22 protein-coding genes and 1 riboswitch are annotated in these 23,362 nt (G+C 46.9%); of the genes, 8 read left to right on the plus strand and 14 right to left on the minus strand.

What is annotated here, in order from left to right; translation table 11 throughout:
- Window positions 1-11: 11 nt before the first annotated feature.
- Window positions 12-170, minus strand: a complete 159-nt coding sequence (locus UF06_RS26975; RefSeq protein ID WP_039429357.1) for a hypothetical protein — start codon at window positions 168-170, stop codon at window positions 12-14.
- Window positions 171-500: 330 nt separating this feature from the next.
- A riboswitch (glycine riboswitch) is annotated at window positions 501-600 on the plus strand.
- A gap of 135 nt (window positions 601-735) precedes the next feature.
- Here UF06_RS26975 and UF06_RS19095 point away from each other — a divergent pair.
- Window positions 736-2,112 carry a sodium:alanine symporter family protein gene (locus UF06_RS19095; protein WP_045571844.1) on the plus strand — a complete coding sequence of 459 codons (1,377 nt, stop codon included), beginning with the start codon at window positions 736-738 and terminating at the stop codon, window positions 2,110-2,112.
- A gap of 64 nt (window positions 2,113-2,176) precedes the next feature.
- Here UF06_RS19095 and UF06_RS19100 read toward each other — a convergent pair whose 3' ends face one another.
- Together UF06_RS19100 and UF06_RS19105 are read right to left on the minus strand one after the other, a co-directional pair.
- Window positions 2,177-2,746, minus strand: a complete 570-nt coding sequence (locus tag UF06_RS19100) for a threonine transporter RhtB (RefSeq protein ID WP_242402039.1) — start codon at window positions 2,744-2,746, stop codon at window positions 2,177-2,179.
- Window positions 2,743-3,378 carry a LysE family translocator gene (locus UF06_RS19105; protein ID WP_045572043.1) on the minus strand — a complete coding sequence of 212 codons (636 nt, stop codon included), beginning with the start codon at window positions 3,376-3,378 and terminating at the stop codon, window positions 2,743-2,745. The genes UF06_RS19100 and UF06_RS19105 overlap by 4 nt, the downstream gene beginning before the upstream one ends.
- Before the next feature lie 238 nt (window positions 3,379-3,616).
- On the opposite strand from UF06_RS19105, the gene UF06_RS19110 reads away from it, so the two are divergent.
- On the plus strand, window positions 3,617-5,092 hold the full coding sequence (locus UF06_RS19110) for a carboxypeptidase M32 (protein ID WP_045571845.1): 1,476 nt from the start codon (window positions 3,617-3,619) through the stop codon (window positions 5,090-5,092).
- Between the two features lie 80 nt (window positions 5,093-5,172).
- Here the strand turns inward: UF06_RS19110 and UF06_RS19115 are convergent, their stop codons facing one another.
- On the minus strand, window positions 5,173-5,991 hold the full coding sequence (locus tag UF06_RS19115; protein ID WP_082069780.1) for a PhzF family phenazine biosynthesis protein: 819 nt from the start codon (window positions 5,989-5,991) through the stop codon (window positions 5,173-5,175).
- 248 nt (window positions 5,992-6,239) lie between these two features.
- On the opposite strand from UF06_RS19115, the gene UF06_RS19120 reads away from it, so the two are divergent.
- Together UF06_RS19120 and UF06_RS23220 are read left to right on the plus strand one after the other, a co-directional pair.
- Window positions 6,240-7,187 carry an integron integrase gene (locus tag UF06_RS19120; protein ID WP_045571846.1) on the plus strand — a complete coding sequence of 316 codons (948 nt, stop codon included), beginning with the start codon at window positions 6,240-6,242 and terminating at the stop codon, window positions 7,185-7,187.
- Window positions 7,188-8,093: 906 nt separating this feature from the next.
- Entirely contained in the window at window positions 8,094-8,705 is a 612-nt protein-coding gene (locus UF06_RS23220; RefSeq protein ID WP_052702584.1) for a Rha family transcriptional regulator, read from the plus strand.
- A 70-nt stretch (window positions 8,706-8,775) separates the two neighbouring features.
- On the opposite strand, the gene UF06_RS19130 is transcribed toward UF06_RS23220, so the two are convergent.
- The 5 genes from UF06_RS19130 to UF06_RS28475 form a co-directional block, all read right to left on the minus strand.
- Window positions 8,776-9,234, minus strand: coding sequence for a helix-turn-helix domain-containing protein (locus tag UF06_RS19130; RefSeq protein ID WP_045571847.1), 459 nt, complete (start codon window positions 9,232-9,234; stop codon window positions 8,776-8,778).
- A gap of 12 nt (window positions 9,235-9,246) precedes the next feature.
- A complete protein-coding gene (locus tag UF06_RS19135) occupies window positions 9,247-9,594 on the minus strand; it encodes a DUF4258 domain-containing protein (RefSeq protein WP_045571848.1) in 348 nt (115 codons plus the stop codon).
- 293 nt (window positions 9,595-9,887) lie between these two features.
- The gene (locus tag UF06_RS27110; RefSeq protein WP_052702585.1) at window positions 9,888-15,611 is read right to left on the minus strand and encodes an LPD38 domain-containing protein; all 5,724 of its coding nucleotides are present in this window, start codon (window positions 15,609-15,611) and stop codon (window positions 9,888-9,890) included.
- Window positions 15,612-15,708: 97 nt separating this feature from the next.
- Window positions 15,709-16,305 carry a BRO family protein gene (locus UF06_RS19150; protein ID WP_052702586.1) on the minus strand — a complete coding sequence of 199 codons (597 nt, stop codon included), beginning with the start codon at window positions 16,303-16,305 and terminating at the stop codon, window positions 15,709-15,711.
- A 141-nt stretch (window positions 16,306-16,446) separates the two neighbouring features.
- Entirely contained in the window at window positions 16,447-16,743 is a 297-nt protein-coding gene (locus UF06_RS28475) for an Arc family DNA-binding protein (RefSeq protein WP_082069781.1), read from the minus strand.
- Here UF06_RS28475 and UF06_RS19160 point away from each other — a divergent pair.
- The 4 genes from UF06_RS19160 to UF06_RS19175 all read left to right on the plus strand — a co-directional run bounded on the left by UF06_RS19160 (window position 16,742) and on the right by UF06_RS19175 (window position 20,006).
- Window positions 16,742-17,161, plus strand: coding sequence for an Arc family DNA-binding protein (locus UF06_RS19160; protein WP_171816762.1), 420 nt, complete (start codon window positions 16,742-16,744; stop codon window positions 17,159-17,161). The two genes, UF06_RS28475 and UF06_RS19160, sit on opposite strands and share 2 nt — an antisense overlap.
- Window positions 17,162-17,313: 152 nt before the next feature.
- Entirely contained in the window at window positions 17,314-19,245 is a 1,932-nt protein-coding gene (locus UF06_RS19165) for a PKD domain-containing protein (protein WP_052702587.1), read from the plus strand.
- 166 nt (window positions 19,246-19,411) lie between these two features.
- Complete coding sequence (locus UF06_RS19170; RefSeq protein WP_045571851.1) at window positions 19,412-19,672, plus strand: AbrB/MazE/SpoVT family DNA-binding domain-containing protein; 261 nt, start codon at window positions 19,412-19,414, stop codon at window positions 19,670-19,672.
- Window positions 19,665-20,006, plus strand: coding sequence for a type II toxin-antitoxin system PemK/MazF family toxin (locus tag UF06_RS19175; RefSeq protein WP_045571852.1), 342 nt, complete (start codon window positions 19,665-19,667; stop codon window positions 20,004-20,006). The genes UF06_RS19170 and UF06_RS19175 overlap by 8 nt, the downstream gene beginning before the upstream one ends.
- A 26-nt stretch (window positions 20,007-20,032) precedes the next feature.
- Here UF06_RS19175 and UF06_RS19180 read toward each other — a convergent pair whose 3' ends face one another.
- From UF06_RS19180 to UF06_RS28055, 5 genes are all read right to left on the minus strand, one after another.
- Window positions 20,033-21,610, minus strand: coding sequence for a hypothetical protein (locus UF06_RS19180; RefSeq protein WP_045571853.1), 1,578 nt, complete (start codon window positions 21,608-21,610; stop codon window positions 20,033-20,035).
- Window positions 21,610-21,870 (minus strand): hypothetical protein, encoded by a 261-nt coding sequence (locus tag UF06_RS19185; protein WP_045571854.1) that lies wholly within the window; start codon window positions 21,868-21,870, stop codon window positions 21,610-21,612. Before UF06_RS19185 ends, UF06_RS19180 begins: the two co-directional genes overlap by 1 nt.
- 3 nt (window positions 21,871-21,873) lie before the next feature.
- Window positions 21,874-22,194, minus strand: coding sequence for a hypothetical protein (locus tag UF06_RS19190; protein ID WP_045572050.1), 321 nt, complete (start codon window positions 22,192-22,194; stop codon window positions 21,874-21,876).
- 146 nt (window positions 22,195-22,340) lie between these two features.
- Window positions 22,341-23,006, minus strand: a complete 666-nt coding sequence (locus UF06_RS19195) for a hypothetical protein (RefSeq protein ID WP_045571855.1) — start codon at window positions 23,004-23,006, stop codon at window positions 22,341-22,343.
- Window positions 23,006-23,239, minus strand: coding sequence for a hypothetical protein (locus UF06_RS28055; protein WP_242402040.1), 234 nt, complete (start codon window positions 23,237-23,239; stop codon window positions 23,006-23,008). Before UF06_RS28055 ends, UF06_RS19195 begins: the two co-directional genes overlap by 1 nt.
- Window positions 23,240-23,362: the final 123 nt, after the last annotated feature.

Consider the following 23,362-nt stretch of genomic DNA (forward strand, 5'->3'; position numbering starts at 1 on the left):
GATTAATAGAATTATCTAAACAGCTCTGTAGCCACCAAAACCAAGGTATAAATGGCGAAGAGACCGAGTAAGGTCACCACCACCCCTTTTTGGATTTTTTCGTTCGTGCGGTATCTCAGCAAGAAATACGCCAGCACAATTAACACCGCAATCACAATCAGCCGAATCATGACCTCTCCTTGAGTCATCAACTTATGTGACTAAACGGTAGCATTCTATGCCATTTGGCGTCCAGATTAAGTCAAGGTTCGGTAGTTTTTTCTGGCGATTGAGCAATAAATATTCGATCGAAAAATATGGGGATGACATCACAAAATTATTTGGTTAGGATTCGGGTACAGATTATCTGGCATACCCAGATAATTGTTCCGATGAAGACTACAGGAGAGTGGTAATTAACCAATTATTAACATTTGGTTAGTCATACCCGCCGAAGAAGTAAATCTTTCAGGTGCAATCATCTTTCAAGAAATTGGATCGATGATGCGAGGACTGTAGTTGGAGGAACCTCTGGAGAGAACCGTTAAATCGGTCGCCGAAGGAGCAAGCCCTGCCCATGTGCAAGGTGAAACTCTCAGGCAAAAGGACAGAGGAGTGGAAAGTAACATCCCAATGATGTGAGCATTTTGCGGATCTCGCTATCTAGCAAAATCTCGCTGCTACTTGGCTATTTAAAAGATCGCTGATCTTGCCTTTCCCTCTTCTCCTTATTAGTTGTTTTATTAAGGGGAAATCATGAACGACCTGCAATCTTTGCTACAAACTATCGATAACTTTGTCTGGGGACCACCACTGCTGATCCTGCTGGTTGGTACGGGCATCTACTTCACCTTTACTCTTGGCTTAATACAGTTCAAACATTTACCGACCGCTTTAGCGATGGTCTTTAGTAAAGAGAAATCCACCGACAAACAGGGTGATGTGTCCAGTTTTGCTGCGCTGTGCACCGCACTTTCCGCCACCATTGGTACCGGTAATATCGTCGGTGTCGCCACGGCCATTAAACTCGGTGGCCCGGGTGCGCTGTTTTGGATGTGGCTTGCTGCCTTATTCGGCATGGCAACCAAATACGCGGAATGCTTACTGGCGGTGAAATATCGCAAAGTAGATGAAAAAGGACAGATGATCGGCGGTCCTATGTACTACTTGCAATACGGTGTCGGCTCAAAAGCGTTGGCAATTTTGTTTGCTGTGTTCGCTCTTGGCGTTGCGTGTTTCGGTATCGGTACCTTCCCGCAGGTAAATGCCATCCTTGATGCGAGCGAAATTTCTCTGGGTGTGTCACGAGAAATAGCCGCGTCGGTGCTCACTCTGCTGGTAGCGTTCGTCACTTTAGGCGGCATCAAATCAATTGCAAGCGTGGCAGGCAAAGTGGTTCCTGCGATGGCGCTGTTTTATGTTCTGGCTTGTCTGAGCGTCATCATCATGAATGGCGATCAACTGCTCAGCGCGCTTGAGCTGGTGCTGACTTCAGCGTTTAGCTCAACGGCGGCAACTGGTGGCTTCCTTGGCGCAAGTATCATGTTAGCTATCCAATCGGGTATAGCGCGCGGTGTGTTCTCCAACGAATCGGGCCTAGGCAGTGCGCCTATGGCGGCCGCGGCGGCCAAAACCGACTCTTGTGTAAAACAGGGGTTGATCTCCATGACTGGCACCTTCTTCGACACCATCGTTATCTGTACCATGACGGGGCTGGCACTCATCCTTACGGGCGCTTGGCAAAGTGATTTCTCTGGCGCGGCGATGACAACCCATGCGTTTGCCGTTGGGCTCAATGCGGAAACTCTGGGGCCCATTCTGGTTTCAATCGGCCTGATGTTTTTTGCCTTTACCACTATCTTGGGCTGGAACTACTACGGCGAGCGCTGTGTGGTCTTTTTGCTCGGCACCAAGGCGGTATTGCCCTACAAGGTGATTTTCTTAGCGCTGGTCGCCTCTGGCGCGTTTATGCAACTCGACATGATTTGGATTTTAGCTGACATCGTGAACGGTTTGATGGCCATTCCCAATTTGATCGGCTTGATCGCGCTACGCCACGTGGTCATCGAAGAGACCAAGCTCTTTTTTCAGTCCGCATCGCGCAATGACGAGTTGGACACGGTAAACGCATAACCAACAGCAAAAAGCCCACGATCTCACGTGGGCTTTTTAACATTCCATTACGCTCAAAACCGCTTTAATCTCTCAGCCACTGATGGGGCACTTGAGCACCTTGCTTTTTGAAGAACTCTGGATGCTGCTGCTGGAACTGATCTACCTTTATATCCTTGATAGGCCAGTCAACAAACGCTTCGGTAATAAAGGTTTCATCAATACCAAACTCCAATGTTTGTGGCCTTGGCGTAACGTATCGAAAGATTGAACTCTGGCCGGATTTTTCACAGACCATCGGAATATGGGAAAGAGATTGGTTGTTCACCGCTGCCGTTACCCACTGCTGCGTACTGGCCTCACACGCTCCCTCCTTCACCACATCGATCTCAAACTTATTATCAATCGTGGTTGAGAGATACACCACCAGAGCATCATTAAGATAGACTCGGCGCAAAACCAACTGCTTAGTATCTTGCGTACGAGTCACCTGAATGCCATTAGCAAAAGGTTGAAAATAGGACCAGTGCCAATGCCAGTCTATTCCTCGTGGAGCATAAGTAAGCTGTGGTAACGTTATCCACGCTACTACGCCACCTAAAACCGCAATCAACAAAAGTTGCAAACCAATCAAACGATAGATAACGCGAGTCACACGGGTTTCTCAATCAGCAATTTGATACCCAGAACCACCAAAACCGTTCCTGTTGCCCCTTCCATCCATTTCATGAAGCTGGCATTTTTGAGCAAATTTTTCGCCGAGTTCAACGCCCCTGCTAGTCCGCATTGCCACACCATCGCAATCACAAAATGAATCGCCGCCATAGTCATGGATTGCAGCAGCGGAGAGCCTTCTGGGTTAACAAACTGAGGCAAAAACGCCAAATAAAACACCGCCGTTTTCGGATTAAGCACGTTGGAAAGAAACCCTTCCCTGAGCGAACGCTTGGCACTGTATGACTGGTGAGCCATTTCCGCGACCGTCATGCCAGCGCCACTTTCCATCAGCGCTCTTAAGCTACTGAGTCCCAGCCAAATAAGATAGGCAGCACCAATCATTTTTACCATCTGAAAAAGCTCGGCAGACTGTGTAAGGATGGCAGAAATGCCAATCGCAGAGAAAAGAGCGTGCACAAAAAGACCAAAGCAGATACCCAGACTGGTCATACAGCCATCTTTAAGCCCTGCGCGACTGGTATTACGGATCACCAGTGCGGTATCTAACCCGGGAGTCAATGTCAGTATGGTGATGGCGAGCAGAAACGCTTCGAAGTTTAGAATGTCCATATTGTTGAATAAAAATGTGAAACAGGCGTTGATCAATACTCTGATTTTTTCATTTGCGCAAGCCGCTTTCACATTAGCGATAACAATCGCAACCGCTTGTATACAATCGTTCTCATTTGTGGAGAATAATAGGCTTGGTTTTTGTTTACCCTTGGTTAACAAAACGAATGAAGTAAAGAGGAACCCTGCACTTAAAAACAGGTGTTTACGGAAAGAACAATAAATAATGAGTAGTCACATGAACGCATTTCAACAACTGGTCGAACATTCAAAGAAAGTGGCCAATTTTCAACATCTCTCCTCCATCATTGGCTGGGACCAAGCCGCGGTGATGCCGTCAGGCGGTGCTGAAGCTCGTTCCAACGCAATGGCTGAACTTGAAGTACACATCCACTCGCTCATGACACAGCCGCACCTCGCTGATTTGTTTGACCAAGCACAAGAGCTTCCGCTCTCAGCAGAAGAACAAGCCGTGCTGCGCGAGATGAAACGCACTTGGCAGCAAGACAACCTGCTACCGGAAGCGCTGGTTAAAGCTCAATCACTTGCAGGTTCAAAATGCGAGCACGCTTGGCGCAGCCAACGTAAAAACAACGATTGGGCGGGCTTTGAGAAAAACTGGGCTGAAGTGGTTAAGCTTTCCCAAGAAGAGGCGCAAATTCGTGCTGACGCCAATGGCACATCTCCCTACGATGCTATGCTCGATCTCTATGAACCCGGCACGAGCTCTGCGTCACTCGATGCGCTTTTTGCCGATGTAAAAACTTGGCTTCCTTCGCTCATCGATAACGTTATCGAAAAGCAGAAATCACGTTCAATACTGTTGCCCAATAGCCACTATCCGGCTGAAAAGCAGAAAGCACTTGGTTTAGAGGTGATGAAGCTGCTGCAATTTGACTTCGAACACGGCCGTTTGGATGAGAGCGCCCACCCATTTTGTGGTGGAGTACCGAGCGATGTGCGCATTACTACCCGTTATAACGAAAGCGAATTTGTACAGTCCTTAATGGGCATTGTTCACGAAACGGGTCATGCACGTTATGAGCAAGGCTTACCTCAAGCCTTCGCAGGCACACCTGCTGGTGAAGCGCGCTCTATGGGCATCCACGAGTCTCAGTCCCTGTTTTTCGAAATGCAGCTTGGCCGCAGCGAAACGTTTGTGGAACACTTATCGCGTCTCGCCTCACATCATTTCCAAGGTGCGGAGTTTGCCAAAGACAACCTGTCAAAAATCTACACCCACGTTGAAAAAGGCTTTATTCGGGTTGATGCGGATGAGCTCACCTACCCCGCTCACGTTATTTTACGCTACGAAATTGAGCGCGATCTGATGAACGGTGTCATCAAACACACCGACGTACCTGAGCTGTGGCATGAAAAAATGCAAGCTTACCTTGGCCTTTCTACTGCTGGCAATTTCACCAATGGCTGCATGCAAGACATTCACTGGACCGATGGCAGCTTTGGCTATTTCCCAAGTTACACATTAGGCGCGATGTATGCGGCGCAATTTATGGCAGCAATGAGAAAGACGGTAGATGTGGACAGCGTGGTTCGTTCTGGCGACTTAACGCCAATCTTCCACTGGTTGTCGAGCAATATCTGGAGCAAAGGCAGTCTTTTAACCACCGACGAACTGGTCAAGGCGGCAACGGGCGAGACATTAAATTCCGAGCACTTTAAGAGTCATTTGGTTTCTCGCTATCTCGGATAAACAAACTTGTAAATTACCATCCTCTGAAGAATAACGTGCTCTCCTTCAGAGGATGGCAACTATGACCTACGCCAGTGTTTCTATTCATCCTCAGGCGATAACTTCACCATCATGCGCCCACGTAGAGTGGTAACCGCTTGTCCAGACAAGCGCACCATTTCTGGATCAATGAGTTCCACATCAACAAGGCCACCTCTTGGAGAAGCTTGATAGGCTTTCATTCGTGTTTTTGCTAACTTGCGCGACCAGTAAACACCAAGCGCACAATGGGCAGATCCCGTCACCGGATCTTCATTCACCCCAACCCAAGGTGCAAAGTAGCGAGAAATAAAATCTATGTCGTCGTCTGCTCTCGCGCTCACCACAATACCTCGGCCTTTAAGTGTTAAGAGCCGGCTAAAGTCGGGGGTTAGTTCCGTCACTTTCGACGCCTCGTCTAAAATCAGCAGCTGCTTAGAGTCAAAAGTTGCAAAATCGAGCACCTCCGAAGCATCAATGCCGAGAGCCTCAAGAAAATCGTCGCGAAGCTCAGTTCCCATCTCCAGCATTGGGGTAGGTAACGACAGGTGAATCGCATCACGATCAAGCTCGGCTGTTAAGATGCCTGACAAAGTATGAAACTCAATCGTCTCGCCCTGAGCATACTGCCCCTGCTCTTTGAGAATATGCGCAGTGGCGAGCGTGCCGTGACCGCACAATCGAACCTCAATCTCTGGCGTAAACCAGCGAAGATTCATCGTATCCAACGATAAAAATGCCGTTTCTGATACCGCCATTTCACGAGCAATAGCCAACATCAGCGACTCATCCAACGCCTGCGCGGTAATGCAGACTCCGGCAGGATTTCCCTTAAACAGTTCACTAGTAAACGCATCGACCTGATAAATATCTACTTCCACTTAAAATCCCTTATTACATTGCTCCCATCAGCGAGCTTTCGCTAAATTTCATTCTCCAGGTGAAATCCCGTAAGGCACCTTCCTGAAGCTTTTCGACATGCAGCTGTTTCTGCTGCAACAACATTGTCTGAGAAGGTTTACTTTTTACAGCATCGATTACAACTTCATCAATTGATCAGAAAACATCTTGCTGGTTAGGATAAGCACCAATACTGTTTATACAAACAGTTAAATGGATACCGTACGCAATGAAATCTCAGTTCTTTCTTAGCCTGCAAGAGTTTATGCATGCCAAGTACTATGCCAATAAAACAATAAAAAGCTATCTGTTCTGGATCAAACGTTATATCGTCTTTCATCAGATGCAACATCCTTCTCGCTTGAATGACGAACAGGTAGAGCAATTTTTAACTCACTTGGCAGTCAAAGAAAAAGTCGCGGCCAAAACACAAGCGCTTGCTCTCAATGCGATTCAATTTTTATACCGTGATTACTTTCGCACACCTCTAAATCAGGATTTGAAATTTAAGCGATCCTTGGTCGATAAAAAACTGCCCGTAGTACTGACCAAAGATGAAATGCGCCGCTTCATGCAGTTCATTGACCCCAAATACAAACTGCACGTAATGCTCCTCTATGGCTCAGGATTGAGAGTCATGGAGTGTGTAAGGCTCAGAGTTCAAGATATTGATTATGACTACGGCGCGATCCGTATTTGGCAAGGTAAAGGCGGAAAAAATCGAACGGTGACATTGGCTAAGGAGCTCCACCCGTTGCTCAAAGAGCAAGAAGCACTGGCACGACGATATTATCAGAAAGATATGATCACACCCGGTTATGCGGGCGTGTGGATGATGAACGCGCTACAGAAAAAACACCCAGGCGCTGAGTTTGAGTTCAACTGGCACTACCTGTTTCCATCAACCAAGCTTTCCATCGATCCTGAAACAGGCTTACAACGCCGGCAACATATCAACGAAGCCGCTTTACAGCGTGCGGTGCGAAGAACTGCTGCCGACGCTGGCATCACAAAGAGCATCACTTGCCACACCTTGCGGCACAGTTTTGCAACTCACTTACTTGAATCAGGCGCTGACATTCGTACCGTGCAAGAGCAGTTAGGACACTCAGATGTCAAAACGACGCAGCTTCACTCACTTAGAACAATTAATAATGCAAGTTACTGTAAATATTGAGCTTTCATTCTTAACTGTTCAATTAACCCACCAAAACAACTGTATATACATACATATTTTAGAGCCAAAATTACCCCATTTTTGGCCCATATCGAATATTCGTGCCCCATTTCTGGCCCATTTTAAGTTGCCCAACTTCATGTTGAGCTAAAGTGTTACTCTATAACAAGGATGACCAACTAAGGCCAAGAAGAATACGGGCAGTACTTTTCATTGCGTCCTTCAATGATTATGAGTTCTTAATTTTGTTTATCCTATAGTAAACATGAGTTATTTCTATACATTTGGCCAGTAAACCGACGACGAGATCGCCGCAACCTCAACATTCACATTTGCATTTTTTTTCAAACCAGCATATATTTCGTTTCGAGGCGTCAGAACCTCATAACATAAGCGGATCACACCAACCCCGTAAGCGTTGGCTTTTTTGTGCCTGTCGTTTGAGCACAAACCCCACCATAAGTCTATCTACAGAATTATGTTGGGAGGGCGACGAATACAATACCCTTCGGGGAAATAAGTCCGCGGTTTCTTATGTGCCGTTCTGAACCTCCCAGCACCTTAATTTCAGAAAAAATCATAAGGATATCCAGCATGTCTACACAGCTTACCTTTCAAGGCGTTTGCCTTAACCTATTGACAAAGCGCCTAGTTCGGGGCTAACCTTTAAGGGCACTGGCAAAATCCAGTGCCGGACTCCTACTCCGAATATTCAAAAGGCGCATGTCGCCAACTTCACGTTGGTTTTTTTATGCGTAAAATCCGCACATCTAAATTATGGTGAGCTGGATGAGGCTAGCTTCGGCTGGGCCGTTTCCTTTTGAGCGGTAGTAGGATCCTTGTCCAGTTCACCACCTCAAATCCTACTGTTAGTGGTGAACTCCAAACGATCAAAAGGAGCTTCACATGACCACATTAATCAGTCCAATTGCATCAGCAAAAACATCCGATCTGGTATTTGTTTCTCAGACAAATGAATTAGTTACAGATTCTTTTCATGTTGCTAAGTATTTTGGCAAGCTTCATAAAAATGTTTTGCAAAAGCTACAGCAGCTAGAGTGCTCGCCAGAATTCACAAAGCTAAATTTTCAGCTTTGCCATAAAAACAATGAGTTACAGAACGGAAAGCTTCAACCTTTCTACCAAATGACCAAAGACGGCTTTATGTTCTTGGTGATGGGTTTTACAGGCAAACGCGCCGCAGAAATCAAAGAGCGCTACATCAACGCCTTCAACGAAATGGAGCAGAAACTGGCAAACAACCAGAAGAAGCTACCAGAACCACAAACCCCAGTACCTTCAATGACACGAGTGATGCTTGTTATCGAGAACGGCCAAACTGTGGAAGCAAAACACATTCCTAATGATGCCTTCGTTGTCAGTAAAAGCAGGATTGCCAACCTCATAGCAGAGCCGGGCATATTCACCATGCAAGAAATGGCGCAAATCTCAGAGGCGGTGAACAAACAAATAGTCGAGATTGCTGTAAGCGCCAGCCGATCTATTGCAAAGCACTAATACACTTCGCTTGTTTTCTTCAGAACGAAAAGCCCTCCAGATGGAGGGCTTTAGTGCGATGCTTTAAGAATTAAGCAATTTGCAGTGACTCTGTACGATGCCACTTACCATCGCCACATTCTTGAAGTACGAGGTTTTGCTGTGAATTATCAATATCAGCATCAGCAAGAGCTTCAAGCATCAATGCGATATGACTTTCTTTGTTGATAGACTCTCTATATATAGCTCTAAGCAGTACATCTTGCGGACGCGAAATAGGCGTTTCGCCTTTTTCCCACCTTGCAATTGTCTGTCTATCACAAAATAGTAGAGTTCCAAGAGCAGATTGAGACAAATTAAGCTCTTTCCGCAGAAATTTAAATTGTTCTTTAGATAACCATGCACTTTGCTCACATATTGCGTTAGCAATTGCTTGATGGATACCTTCAAAGTCATCAAAGCTGACGAACTTTTCGCCATCTTCTTCTTCAATTGTGTATCCATTCTCAAGATAGACGTTATCTAAGCCACACTCGGTATAATGGTACATAGTGAGTTCTCTTCAAGTTACGTAGACCGTGATAGTCTTAGCCGAAGGGTCAATGTCAACAGCATTGAGCCGGAGAATTACCGTTATGGATTCACCTGCACTGACACCTCTAAGCTGGCAAGTATAATCACCTTGCTTAGCTTCTTCGTTTGGCCCTTCGACCATAGCTGTTCTTGGGCTCTTCAACACATTAAAAATATCTCGCGTTGAAATGCGTCTCTCCAGCATTCTTTCTTTTGTATGCTGACCTATCCTAATCTTTGATGGATGTGAGGTAGCCAGTTCATTAATAAGTTTCAATGCAGTTTTAGACGTTAATGGGCGCTCTAAAACTGGTGAGATTTTTTTACTATTTGGCATATAGACCATTCCTAAATATGCCGTGTTTTCTTCTTATGTCACGGCAATGGTAAGTAAGTTGGGTTGGGTAGCATAGTTCATACACATTTCCTTCAATTCAATCTCGGTATTTTCAATTACTATTTCAATTACTATTTCAATTACTATTTTCAACTACAAGCATGTGCCATCGTTCCAAGTTCAAAAAAACACTTTCTCCGAGAACACTGTATCAGCATGATACAATCGTGCACGACTGTCAAGCATGTATCATGATGATACCAGTAAACTTACTTAAACTGCCGAATGATAACTCAATCAAAATAAGGATTTACCCTCTTAACCGCCGCTGCAACGATGGCGTTTCTCTGCTCAATTTTACGGTCGATACGCTTTCGCTTTTCTTCTGCAGTCAGTTCTTTTGAACGCATAATGAGATCGATTTGGCTATTTAGCTGCCTAACCTGTTTTTGAGTTTCCTTCAGTGGCTTCCTTGCATTGAGAATTTTCCCTCGATCTTCCATCAATTCCCTAGCCCGCTCAAAACGGCCGTCCTTTCTGTACTCGTTCACCGTTCGATACAACTCTTCTGCTTCTCGCATCATCTTATACATATCATCGAGATACTTTGTTGAGCGAGCACGATCACTTCCTTGATAAACGGATTTAATCACGAGCAAATCCTGAGCTTTTAGGGCAGGTTTTGCACCGTAATCCCCCATCTGTCTCGCTACATAATCACTCATCCATAAAGCGTAGCTACCTACCGTTCCTAAATATCCATTGAAAATGTGTTCCAGTTTTTTCGGTGACATTCCGGTAAGCTCACCAATCTCGCGCATGGTGATCGACGTCCGCTCGTTATACCTCGCCTCTGGCATCATGCTCAAATCGGCCATATTCTCAATGGGCTGACCTCTGAACATGGAATAATTAAAGTATGCTTCAACCAGTGGGTTTACTACCTGAGGAACAGGGTTAAGCGCGAATGTGCTCACTAGGTTTCGACCAAATGCATTGCGCAAATCTTCCATGCTATCTTCATAGAATGCTGCATTGACTATGCGCTCAGGGAAAGTGCCAAATAGCACACCAATTTCGAACGGCTTGGGAACGCGCCAATGTTGATCGCCAAACCAGAAATGCCAGTTCATGTCCTTGTCCCAATCAGGCAGCTCTTGGTAGCGCTCATCGTTACCGTTGATAAGTACGAGAGCAACGGACGCTGCCGCAATCATACCTCCGCGCTGTGCAATCTGGACTGAGTTCGCTTTGGCCTCTCTGGCCAGTTTGCCTAGGCCCTGCAACCGCGCGTTAAAAAACGGCAGCACATCACCTAAGAACATGGCAACTTTGCTATTCCCATGCAAAGAGAAATCCATCAAGTCTTTTGCTTCAAATACCGCTTGAGCTTTTGTTTTGCCTGCTTTAATTGCGGCTTCATAAACGGCCTCACGGCTAGCATTTTCAAGTCCTTCTCCGAACTCAATGTATTTATCCCAGCCCTTACTCAACGCTCCCATCAACTGAGATTTATCGGTGATCAACGAGTTTTGGTATTTGCGAATGTCAGCCTCACTCAACCCTTTGCGTTTTAGGGCTTTCCTTACGCTGTCTGCCATCGCCTGCGGGTCATTTCCGTTGACATAGCCGCCAAGAAATGAAGCCCCAGAGAACATCATATCTAAGGTTCCACCCTCTTTTTTAAGGGTCTTCCCTACCCCCCTGAACGAATCAACAATTGGCGTGAAGCCATCTTTGCTGATGGCCCAAGAGGATAGCGAGTCTCGCAGGAAGTTCCTGAGCATAAAATCAGGTGACACCGTCACTGTTGAGGTTAACAACCTTTTTGCACCTCTAGCCACCTTCATGAATGGATGATTGGTCCTCTCCATGTCGATTTGAGTCATCGCTCTGAAAAGATCGGCATCTGCAACTTTAACCAAGTAGTCCTCTCCCTCTACTTTTACGTGCACAGCATCTGCCGCTTTAAACTGCATCAAGTTCGGCTTCGGTACCACTTCGATAAGATCGGTGTCAGCAAGGTTATAAACCACTTTCTGCATTGCCATATTCTTCATTGAGGCATCAACCAACTTACCTGTGTTAATGAAGATGTTTTCCAGAATGTCGTTTACGTTCTTATCAGAACCCTTGAGCTTTTTGATTTGAGCACTTTGGTTTGCAATCCCTCGCCCTTTCCATGGGCCGATAACGGAATCCAGACCTTTTTCATTGGCTTTATCATCTTGTCGATAGAAAGGAACGTACCACTCACTTTCCCATTCATTGCGGCTGTCTTTATCAATCAATCCCGCGTCTTGAGCTAAATCGAGCAACGCCTTGTTCATAGCATTGTATTTTGCTTTCGCCCGCTTGAACTCATCTTGCTTACCCTCACCGAGCAGGAGTAGTTCATTGATTTCATCCTCACTGAGAAGGTTCTCCCTACCCTGTGTTTTTAACTGCTTCGCTCGATTACCTGCCATCCATGCAAGCCAATTGTGTAAATCCTTGCCTAATTCATCAAAAATACCGAGCAGACTATCTGCCTCTCCGGTATTGTCTCGTTTCTGAATGATGCCATCTTTCCATTCTGGGATCCCGTAGAGCATCACGGCTTGCATAACCGATGACGATCCCGCGGCCAAACGCGCAGCTACATAACCACTATCTTCCGCGTTAGTAATTCCCGCCTTATCTTCCGCGTACTTAATAGGGGCTAACCCATCAAACCAGCCAGTATTGACGCGCTTCATTCTCTCTTGAAAGAGTTCAAACCACTCCGCTTTGCTTTTGCCTACCAGTTCCTTGGTGAATTCTTTCGCAAGTTCTGCTTTGGATTTTTTTGGGCCAAGGCCAAGTTTTTCAGCGAGTTCAGGGGTCAACGTTTGCTCTTTGACTTTTCTGGAGAACTTAAGATCTTCACCTTTGGTATTGTTCGAAACGCCTTTGACGGCTTTGTCCTCTATGGATACACTTTTATTGGCTTCCGCAACTCTGCTAGTATTGTTATCGGGTTCTAGGGGAAGTAGGCGCGGCCCTGAATCGTTGCCACCGGAAGCGATAACCTCTTCTTTACTCGGCTGTTCATTTTTTGAAAATAAAGTCTGAGAAAGTTTTGTCTCAACATTCTGCGCCTCTGGGCGAGTTCGGTCTTTCCATTGATTAACAGATTTAATGCGGTCGCTCAGCGTTTGTACAATGTTGTACATTTCTGCCTTAGTCATATCACTATGGTTCATTAAACCAACGCGACGCAAGGCGTGAGCTATCAATTCAACAATACTATCAAACCAACGCTTAATTGCTGGACGCTCAATTTCCGCAGCGTGAGCAAGCACCTCTTCGACTTGGTATAGTGGCTCAAAACCTTTGTAATTTCTTTCAACGGTATCCCACAGCTCTTTGAGATATGGTGAATTTTTACCACGTGCGATACGCTCCATGATCTTCATGTATTCCATATCGCCAACCACCGCGCGAAGCCCGTGATGTACCAGTACTTCATGACGAAGTTTATGACGCAGATCTTTGGGGCTTTCGATGTTGTCAGCAACGACCACCGCAAGCCGTTTGGCATCACTGTAAAGCGCGCCAACCAACGCCCCTTCGAACCTTGCCCCCATGATTGCCTCTGCCTCTGCTTGAGTTTTTACCACTTTGATATCCACACCCGCGCCGCCTTTGTAGGTTTTTAACCATTGATCGGCGGCTAGCTCCGCTTCTTTTATGGCCATTCCTTTGGCTGGCACATGAGATAAAACACTTTCTCGACTAAATGAAATGGCTTTTTCTCTAACTCCAAATTCTTCCTGCAATTGCTGGTGAGCTTGTCGGTTTATTGACTCAGGCGTATCACTGTTGAGCTGTTGATACTGTTCAAATGGTAACTGTGCCAAGGCAAGGTCGTAGTTGCTTTCATACTCGGTTTCAAGATCACTCATCGCCTTAGCGTAACCAGGCGAGCTCTCTTTTAAGCCCTTCGCTTTCGCCATCTTCTTTAAATGTTGTTTTTTTGAGGCTCTGAGTATTTCCGGCAGTTCTACTTTTTGCTCTACGGCTGGCAGGTTCTCCACATCGGATTGTAGGCTTTGCTGTAATTGAGGCTCGGTTGGTTCCAATGGTTCTGGCGGTACTGCTAGGTTTGCGTTTTCTGACTCACTTTTACCTTTTGGTTGAAGCGGTTTCGTTAATTCAGGCGTAGTCGTTTCCTCAGCATAACTATAAGCGGGCTCTCCATTTTCAATCTGATCGCCTGCTGAGGAGGCTACTGCATTCTCTCCAGCCTCCTTAGCTTGAAAAGTGGGCACATCCTCTTGCGGCAAAGCGACTTCGATTGACGAAAGGTCTGACCCTTTAGGTTCTTGCTCAGGCTGAATAGATGCCGGTTGAGGAATATCTTGGCTCATTTCATTTGGGGATTGACTGGATGCCAATGCCCGAAATTCCTTAAGCAACTCTATTTTTTCTGTCGTTGTTGTATTTTTGCTTTTAAGGGCCTTAATGATCTGATGGCTCCGATTGGGATCGGCTTGCTCGGCGGCATACATCATGGCTTTAAACTGTTCAGTAATGCCATCAGCCTGAGGCTCACTTGCTACCGTCTCTTGCGCGTTGAGAACTTGATTGCCATCATCGGGTTGTGGAACCTTTACCTCTGGTTGCTGTATCGATGGATCCTGAGACAACGGCTGGCTTACTGGCGCATCTTCATCACCACGCAGTTGCGCGCCTAAGTCAGACATCACAGGGGCGATCTCTTCAGGGATTGGAGTAGCGCCTTCTGGCATAGTTTCAGAGGCATTATTTTGGGCTTCGTTAGATGAACTTCCACGCAACTGAGAAGCAAGCTCGTTAACCACTTCGCTTTGATCGTCGGGGATAGGCATTTGTTCAGGAGCCAAATCAGAGCTCTCGTTTGCATAGTGCTTGCCTCGGTAACCACCAATAGCACCCGGTACGCCACCAACGATTGCGCCGATGGTTCCCCCCTCTGCCGCCGCCGATTTCACCCCGCTCCAAGGGTCTATATTTGTGCCAGCGACATCATTGAGAATCTGATTTTGTGAGTAAGTTTGAGTGCCGGACTCCAGTGCTTCTGTGCTTGCCTCCGTTGCCGCCCCTTTCAGTGCGCCGCCAGTGATAGATTTGCCTAGTGTGCCGGTGATTGCATTGAACAGAACCTTATCACCCAAGGCGCTCGCTGCGCTTGCTGCAATCGCTTTTGGATCACTGCTCATTTGCAAACTTGCATGGTTCGCGGTTTCTTCTTTGGCTAAATCGAATAGCTCGGTGGCACTTAAGTTTTGATTTTCTGGATGATCGGAAACTCGCATTAGTGCATCGCGAAAGAAATCAGAATTTTCGTAGAGCCAAGCAGAATCCATATTCATCACGGCGTCACGCGCATCCATACTCGCGCCGCCAAGTGAGGCACCAAACCCAGCACCAGCCGCACCAGTAGCAGCGATACGTTTAATCGCCTTATCAGCCACCGCCTGCGCAACTTCTTCCGTTAGCCCTTTTTTCATCATCGACTTGGTTATCGTACCGCGTAGAAGCGTTTTTGCTCCTGCCCCAGCGACACCACCACCTGCAAAAGTCGCAGCCCATGATCCTATAGCGTTTGCTGCCTTTATAGCCCAAACATCAATATCACCTGCGCCATTTCCCAGCCCCATCCCAAAAGGACCGTTACCATCTTCGGTGTACAGCTCTCTCGTCATGGCTTCTTGGGCGTCAGGAGTCATGTTTTCTTGTAGGTAATCCGCACCTGAGGTTGCTACATCACGCAAGCTTTCGCCAACGCCCAAGTAATTCTCGGCAAGTTCACCTACCCCAGCAATGCTTCGTAAAGCGCCGCTGCCTGCCGCTTTTACATAATCCATTCCAGACACATCGAGATCTTTTAGAGGCTCAGACGAATGTTTAAACGTGAAGCCTTCCGGCAAAAATGGCTCTTGGCTCATGTCGGTTTTTGCATTCACCGTCGCTTTTGAATTCATGTTTTGTCCAAGTAACTGCTTATCTTGCATGGTTTTCTCCGGGTATAAAAAAAGCCCCACCCGAAAGGGTGAGGCTTGGCACTATGGGTAAATCATACCCCGATTTTTGGTGAATGCTATTACTGCATCAATGTGTAGAAATAGATCGGCTAGCGCTTACAGCAATCTCGACTATTTGTTTATTCACGGCTTCGGAGATTTGCGCCATTTCTTGCATAGTAAAAATGCCCGGCTCTGCAATTAGGTTGGCAATCCGGCTTTTGCTGACAACGAAGGCATCGCTAGGGATGTGTTTGGCTTCCACGGTTTGGCCGTTCTCGATAACGAGCATGATCCGCGTCATAGAAGGAATTGGCAGTTGCGGTTCTGGTAGTGTTGGTGTGAGGGGCTGAGTTTGGCCTGATTCGGCTTCTTTATCGAGAATATCCAAAACCCACTTGCGGAATTCTTTGGCTTTTTCAGTTCTAGCGAACATGGCGATGAGATGAGCACCGCGTAGTGAGAAAATACGGGCCGTTTTCTGATAGTTTCCTGAGAGAGCCAATTTGACCTCCTCAGTCATTCCACGAGTAAACTCATCTGAATTTCTGCGGTAAATACGACTAATAGAATTCGAATTAGCATAGCCCAATGCCGTAGCTATATCTGCCGCTGCTAGCCAGATCTTGTTTTGTTTTTCGACAACATCAAAGCGAGTGTTTTGAAAAGTTAGTGCTGAAGTCATACCCACCCCCAAGCAGTGATTTCGATGGTTGATTTAAATCTAGATTGACCTATAATTACGTTGTCTTTCATAAACATTTCACTTCTGTTAGTTGAATGGTGAGACACATAAACCTCAGTGTTGCTGCGCTGGGGTTTTTTCTTATCCAAGATCTTCACTTTCCGCATAGTACTTCCTTAAACTGACCAGTATTTCCGAATTAAGAGAGCGTCCGTTCTCTTCCGCTTTCTGTCGGATCACTTCAACAAATTCCGCTGACATTCGTAAATGTACCTGTTTTGCATTCTTTCCTCTCTGACCTCTAAGTTGATCAATTCGCATATTTTCTAACATTTTCACCTCTATCATGATGATGCATTGGAACCAATTTGGTTCCATTGATAATTTAGGACCAATATGGTTCCATGTCAACACTAATTTCAATTTTGGTCGCGACATGAACAAAACACTACAATTCAAACTACGTATTGATGAGGATCTTCACGCAAAGGTTAAAGCGTCAGCAGAAGAGAACAAATGTTCCGTTAACTCTGAGCTTTTACGCCGAATTAGTGAGTCATTTTCTGAATCAATAGATATCGACTTACCAACTTCATCAAAGGCTCTAGACGAGTCCAAACAGTGTGCAAAGAATGTCTACAAATATTTCCGAGGTAAGGTCATCGAAGAAATCGACCGAAGAATCAAGCTCGGGAAAACGGATGCTTACATCAGCTTTGAAGAACTAGAAATTGAATTTGAAGATGACCCTTTGTTAGACACCGTTATCGAGCCCATCATTAAAGAATTGACCGACAGTGGCTATTCAACCAACGATTGGGATTTAAGTGGCGTTCTTGTCATGTGGGCTGAATAGAAGCTCAGAAGGCGACAAGTGTTCGATTTTTGAATTTATTTATATTTATCCGCTGTATACATAGTTGAATACCAATTGGTTGATTATGTAATCTATGCCTTATGCCAAAACGAATTGGACGGCTTGGCTAGGTTTATAAGAAAGGATAAAAAATGCGAAATTCAATAAAATTAGGTGTATTAGTAGCGTCTCTTGCTGGATTGGTGGCTTGCGGTGGAGGTGGTGGCGGTGATTCTTCATCCCCTGCTAATCCAGGTGCAGATCCAACCCCAACGCCAAACACTGCGCCAGTTGCCAAGGCGGGCTTGGATAAAAACGTATCAACAGGCGCACAAGTTCAGGTTTCTGGTGCAGAAAGTACCGATGCAGACGGCGACAAACTGACCTATCAGTGGACAATGGCTTCTCGACCAGCAGGCAGTGCCGCTGCGCTGGATGATGCAACATTGACTGCGCCAAAATTTACCCCAGATGTGGACGGGAAATACGTACTGGAATTGATCGTCAGTGACGGAAAGCTACAAAGCGTTGCTGACAGTATAACCATCACCGCTGCAACGCCAAATACTGCGCCAGTGGCGAATGCAGGCACTGACCAAAACGTAGAAACGGGAACGGAAGTTAATTTGAGTGGCGCCAAGAGCTCTGACGCGAATGGGGATCCGCTAACTTATCGCTGGTCTCTGACCAGCACTCCGGCGGGTAGCTCTGCCACACTTAGCTCTGTAAACACAGTAAGCACTAAATTTACCGCTGATATGGATGGCGTTTATGTGGCAGAACTCATTGTAAACGACGGCAAGCTAGATAGCGCTTCTGATACGGTGAGCATTACGGCATCCACTTCCAATTCCGTTCCGGTGGCGAATGCTGGGGTTGATATTGTTGCCAACACAGGCAGCTTAATTACGCTGGATGGCTCAAAAAGCTCCGATGCAGATGGCGATCAACTGACTTATGCTTGGTCATGGCAAAGCAAGCCCACTAATAGTGCGGCGCAGTTCTCTGATGCCAATGTTGTTTCACCAAAGTTTACTGTTGATGTGGATGGAACCTATGTTGCGCTACTTGTGGTGAACGATGGTGAAGCAGACAGTGAGGCGGATAGCGTAACCATTACGGCTTCTACCGCTAACTCAGCACCAGTGGCTAATGCTGGCGTCGATCAAAACATCGAAACAGGAACGCTAGTTACCCTATCAGGTGTTGCCAGCTCGGATGTGGATGGCGATCAGCTTTCTTATCGTTGGTCTATGAGCAGCGTCCCTGCCGGAAGTTCAGCAGTGCTTGACTCAACAAACACGGCGGTCACTAAGTTCACCGCCGATGTCGATGGCGTGTATGTTGCACAACTGATTGTAAACGATGGCAAGTTAGACAGCGTGGCGGACACGGTGAGCGTTACCGCTTCGACCTCAAACTCTGCGCCAGTAGCGAACGCAGGTGCTGACCAAAATGTGAAGGTTGGCAACATTGTGTATCTCGATGGGAGCGGCAGTACGGATGCAGATAACGACGGCCTCTCTTACAATTGGTCATTCGTGTCTAAGCCTACCGGAAGTAGTGCCGATTTCGACGATAACACAGTGTCAAACCCAAGTTTCACCGCCGATATAGAAGGTGCTTACGTTATTAATTTGGCTGTAAATGATGGCTTGGAAGACAGCACAGTCGATACCGTGAAAGTGGATGCCATTCAACCACGAGTGAGGCTGTATAAAGCGCCTGATTTGTGGGGTGGCTCTTACACTGAAATTCAATTCCCATACAGCACTAACGGGGCGGTTAATGCGAGAGTAAATGGAGTACCAACACCAACTACCTACTCTTTAGGTAAGTTTAAGCTGCTGGCCGAGGGTGAGGCATTTACAATTCAAAATGTTTCCGCCACAGACAGCACAGGAACAGTAGTTCCATTCTTTAAGGGGCTGGCTGAAAACGATGAAATTGCCGATGGTTCAGAAATCATTTTTGAACTGATCTCTCCGCTCACAAGAGGGGCAACGGTTAACGTCAATTTCACCTTTGAAATCAAAGAAACTGCGGAAGTTTTCTCTGCTTCATATTCTTTTAAGAGCAATTAAGCTCATCGGTGACCAATCACGAACAACAAACCCCGCGATGCGGGGTTTGCTTTTTATGGCCAGCCAATAGAACAGAATAGCGGACTACATACGCAGTATGGACACTGGCGGAAACCCCAAAGATGTTATAACATTGTTCGTACACAACCTAAGCAAGGTGAACCCAATGCTCAAAACGTTAACCTCTGTCGGTAACTCAACCGCACTCACGCTGCCGCAAGCGTATTTGCAGCAACTTGGGCTACACAAAGGCTCAAAAGTCAATATTACCCTCAACGAAGGGAAAATCACGATTGAGCCAGTGAAACCCAAACCACGCTTTTCAATCAAAGAGCTCATGGCTAACACCGATTTTGACGCCATGCGAGAAGATGCAGAGCTTCAGGCTTGGCACAACAAGCCGTCTGTAGGACGTGAGCATGGCTAAGTTTGTTTTCCATCAAGCGTCCATTGTCCATCTAGACTTTGACCCACAAGCAGGCAGAGAAATGTCCGGCCCCCATTTCGCACTGGTGATCTCCAATGATGAGTTTAACCAGTCCGAAATGGCAATGGTTTGCCCCATCACGCAAGGAACCTATCACCGCGAAGGCGGCTTTACCACCTCCCTTATGGGAACCGGCACACAAACCCAAGGCGTTGTTGTCGCCAATGCAGCGCAAGTGCTCGACATGAAAGCAAGGAACGCACGCTTTGTCGAATACGTTGATAGCGATACGCTAGATATCGTGATTGCCAAAGTGCAAGCCATCATAGAGTGAGGCATGCGCCTCACTCTTATCTGCTTTTAAAATGGCCTCGGAATATTACGCAAAGTTTGCGGCTGTATGGGCTTTAGGCCATCAGCAAGGTCGCTTAGGCCTTGGCTTACTTTCTCTGGGATCTCTTTGAGAAAATCCGGCGTTGCCGCATCGTATTGATTATCTCTAATTTGCCCTAGAATACTGCGTTGCTGATCGGGGGTTAGCCCTGCCTGTTCTACTTCTTGCTTGGCTTTAGCATAGTTGGTCTCATCCTTCAGTTTTGTCAGAAGCATTTGATAGGTCCGTTCTTTTTCGGCCGCTTCCCTCATTTTTACAGCTCTCTGAAACTCAGATTCCAACAGCTCAGGCGAAACATTTGCAATATCCTTAGGGTTGAGTTCATTAATAAACTGCTGCTTTTGCGGATCATTGCCAGCCCACTGGCTCGCAGCGTTCATGGCTTGGTTGTTGGCTCCACCTGATTCACCGCCAAGCTTGCCGTAAATCTGGTCAATCGCTGTACCACGTTTATTGTACAGATCGTTTAGTGCCTCAATTTGTTCCGGCGCAGCGCCATTGAGCTGGTTGAGCGCCTCAGTACGGTCTTTTTCAAGTTCCGTTCGGGCAGTTCGCCACTGTTTATCTATTTCAGCGCTACTCTTATCTTTTCCCTTATTGGCATAACGCTTTTGGTAAGCCTTGGCATAGCTGGCTTTTTTGGCCTGTTTAATCTGTCCAATCAGATCTTTCATCGCGTAATCCACAGGGATGATTCTTACCGCATCATCTGGTAGACCAGTGCGATTCTCGGTAACGGGCACGCGCACCCATTGTCCATCTCCGTAATCGACATCCAGTGACAAGACAACGCCCGGCTGATCGCCCGGTATATCTGGGTTAATATCCTGCGCAAGATTAATCCCCCCAACCTTTGCCCGCTCGATGATCCGCCCATCTGCTGATCGGGTCCCAACGGCTTTATCCGCATTTCTCTGATACAAAGTCGCCATTGCCGAGATGACTTCGTTGTCGTTTAAAAAGTCTCTGATGCCTGCCCCCGTTTGCATCTTACGCTCAATCACAGCCGCGGCATCTTGGATATCTGGGCTTGACATATGTCTTATGTCGTAAGAGGTGCCTTTAATCATAGGGTGATCATAGAACGACTCATCTTCATTGCCGCTCGCGCTCGCTTCCCAAGCAAGGTCGATTTTGTCCTGATTATTCTGGATGAAGATGGCCCTCTTTTGCTCCTCCGCCTGTCTTTTTAGAGCATCATTTTTTTCCTTCTCATTAGTTATCCGAAGGTCGTTCAGGGTCTTGTTCTGGTCATGATTTTCCTTCTCTTGCGCAGCTTTAGTCTGCTTATAGCCTCCTGATCTGGCTCCGTCTTCACCTTTTGTACCGAACATAAAATCGGTCTCCAGTTCACCGCGTTCAACGTCCAGATTCGCTTTTTGAAGGTTTAAGTCGCTTAACTTTGCTTGCTGTTCAAAAGCCTGCTGCCGTCGCTGTTCTTCGGCATCGCGTAACGACATAACCTGTTTCTGTTCATAATATCGGTTGCCTGTTTCAAAACCACGTAGCGCCCCATCCACAAACCCGCGTGTATCTAAAGCCATCAGAATAACTCCCCAATCACAAAACCTGCTGCTGCACCGATTGCCATGCCCGCTGGGCCGCCAGCACTACCCGCTTGCATACCAGCCATCATCCCCATAGCTGCACCCGTACCAACGGCTGACATCTTCTTCTGTTTTTCCGCTTGTTTCAGGTTTTCATTCGCTTGTTCACGCTGCTCTTCACGCGCCGCTGACTGTTGCAGCCCCGACAAAGCACGGCGGCGTGTGTCCGAACCCAATTGCAATAAGCTGTAACTCATGGTTTACCCCACATTCATTTGTGACAATTTGCCGCGAGCGCCACCACTTAGCACGCTCAACGCTCTGTCTTGTTCGTTCTCTCGCAAGCTGTTTTTGGCGGTGACTGACGCGAGCGACATCTTTGCTTGGTCATTGCTGCTTGCATCAGCCTGAACGCCAAACCTCGCCATTTTGTTGGTGTTGGCCAACGTTGAGCTTTGCTGTGCGCTGGCAAAGTTTTCGTCCACTCGACCTAGTTGCTGTGTGAGCAATTCACCGTTTTGCGTTTGCTCCAAAAGCTGCTTTTGATGCGGATAAAAACGCTCTAACCAGTCTTGGTACATTGAACGAGTAATGTTGGCGTAATTGGTCGCCGCCGAACCACTGGCAGAGATTGAACCTGCGGGTAACGGCCCAACAGGTTCGATTATCTGCGGAGTTTGCGTATTGGACGTTTCGCCACGATCTGGGCGTCCCTCACCTCTTGGCATTAGCGCTCTCCTCTGTTTAATACCCAGTCTTGGTTAATCCCTGCATGGCCCTTCAACGTGTTCGCATTAGGGTTCACAAATGCAGTATTGGGCGTTTGAGTGGGTTCTCGATTCATATACATACTGGCCCCCACACCCGCCAGCGTCCCGACTGCTTGCGCGTTGGCACTGCGGCGATTGAAATCCGCATAGGCGTCATTTGTCGCGTTTTGTAGCGAAAGACGCGCCGTGTCTTCCATGCCCGCCAGCCCCTCGGCTTTTTGACCTGCGCCAATCGCGACGATATCTTGCTTGCCCACCACATACTTATCTTGCTCGTTCACTTGAGCTCGATTCACCGTGTCGCCTTGCGCGACCGCCTGGTCACTCGATAGGTTACTTAGCGTTTGCTTAAATTTGCCTGAGCTTGGGTCCACACCGGACGCAAGCAGGTTTTTCGTCACTCCGGTCCGCGCTTTGCTGTATTCTCGGTTGTAACTCAAATCAGCCGCGTTTTTGACGTCAGCCATATTCGCATCGGAATTGATACTATCGACGCGCTGCATGAATTTGTCTTCAAACGGCTTGAGTTCTTTGTCGTAGAGCTTCCACTCTTCCAGCGCCACTTGTGAAGCCGCAATCTCTGCGGCTGTTTCTTTCACTTCGTTTTTGCCACCACCACCCATTAGTCGAGCTCCTTTTGCCAGGTACTAACATGTTCTTGCTGCGCGATTTTCCGGTAGCCAAGCCTCTTCACGAGCTTGGTAAACGCGCCATTCAGTGCGGTATGAAAAACAATCGACTTCGCGCCAATTTTTCTACTGAGCACTTCAATTTCCGGTTGATACTTTGCGGTCGCGCCTTGAGTAAACGAGTACGCAAACAGCACACACACTTTGTCGCCATCGAATGGCTGCAAAGCTACAAATCCATCCTCAGACAGAAACAAAAACGCCTTACTTCTCAGTAAGGCGCGATCAACGTTCTCTGCGAACGGATGCCGATTCTTCTCGGCGGTTTTCATTATGATGGGGAGCAGCTT

It is taken from the genome of Vibrio sp. S234-5, assembly GCF_000960595.1.
GTDB lineage: Bacteria > Pseudomonadota > Gammaproteobacteria > Enterobacterales > Vibrionaceae > Vibrio.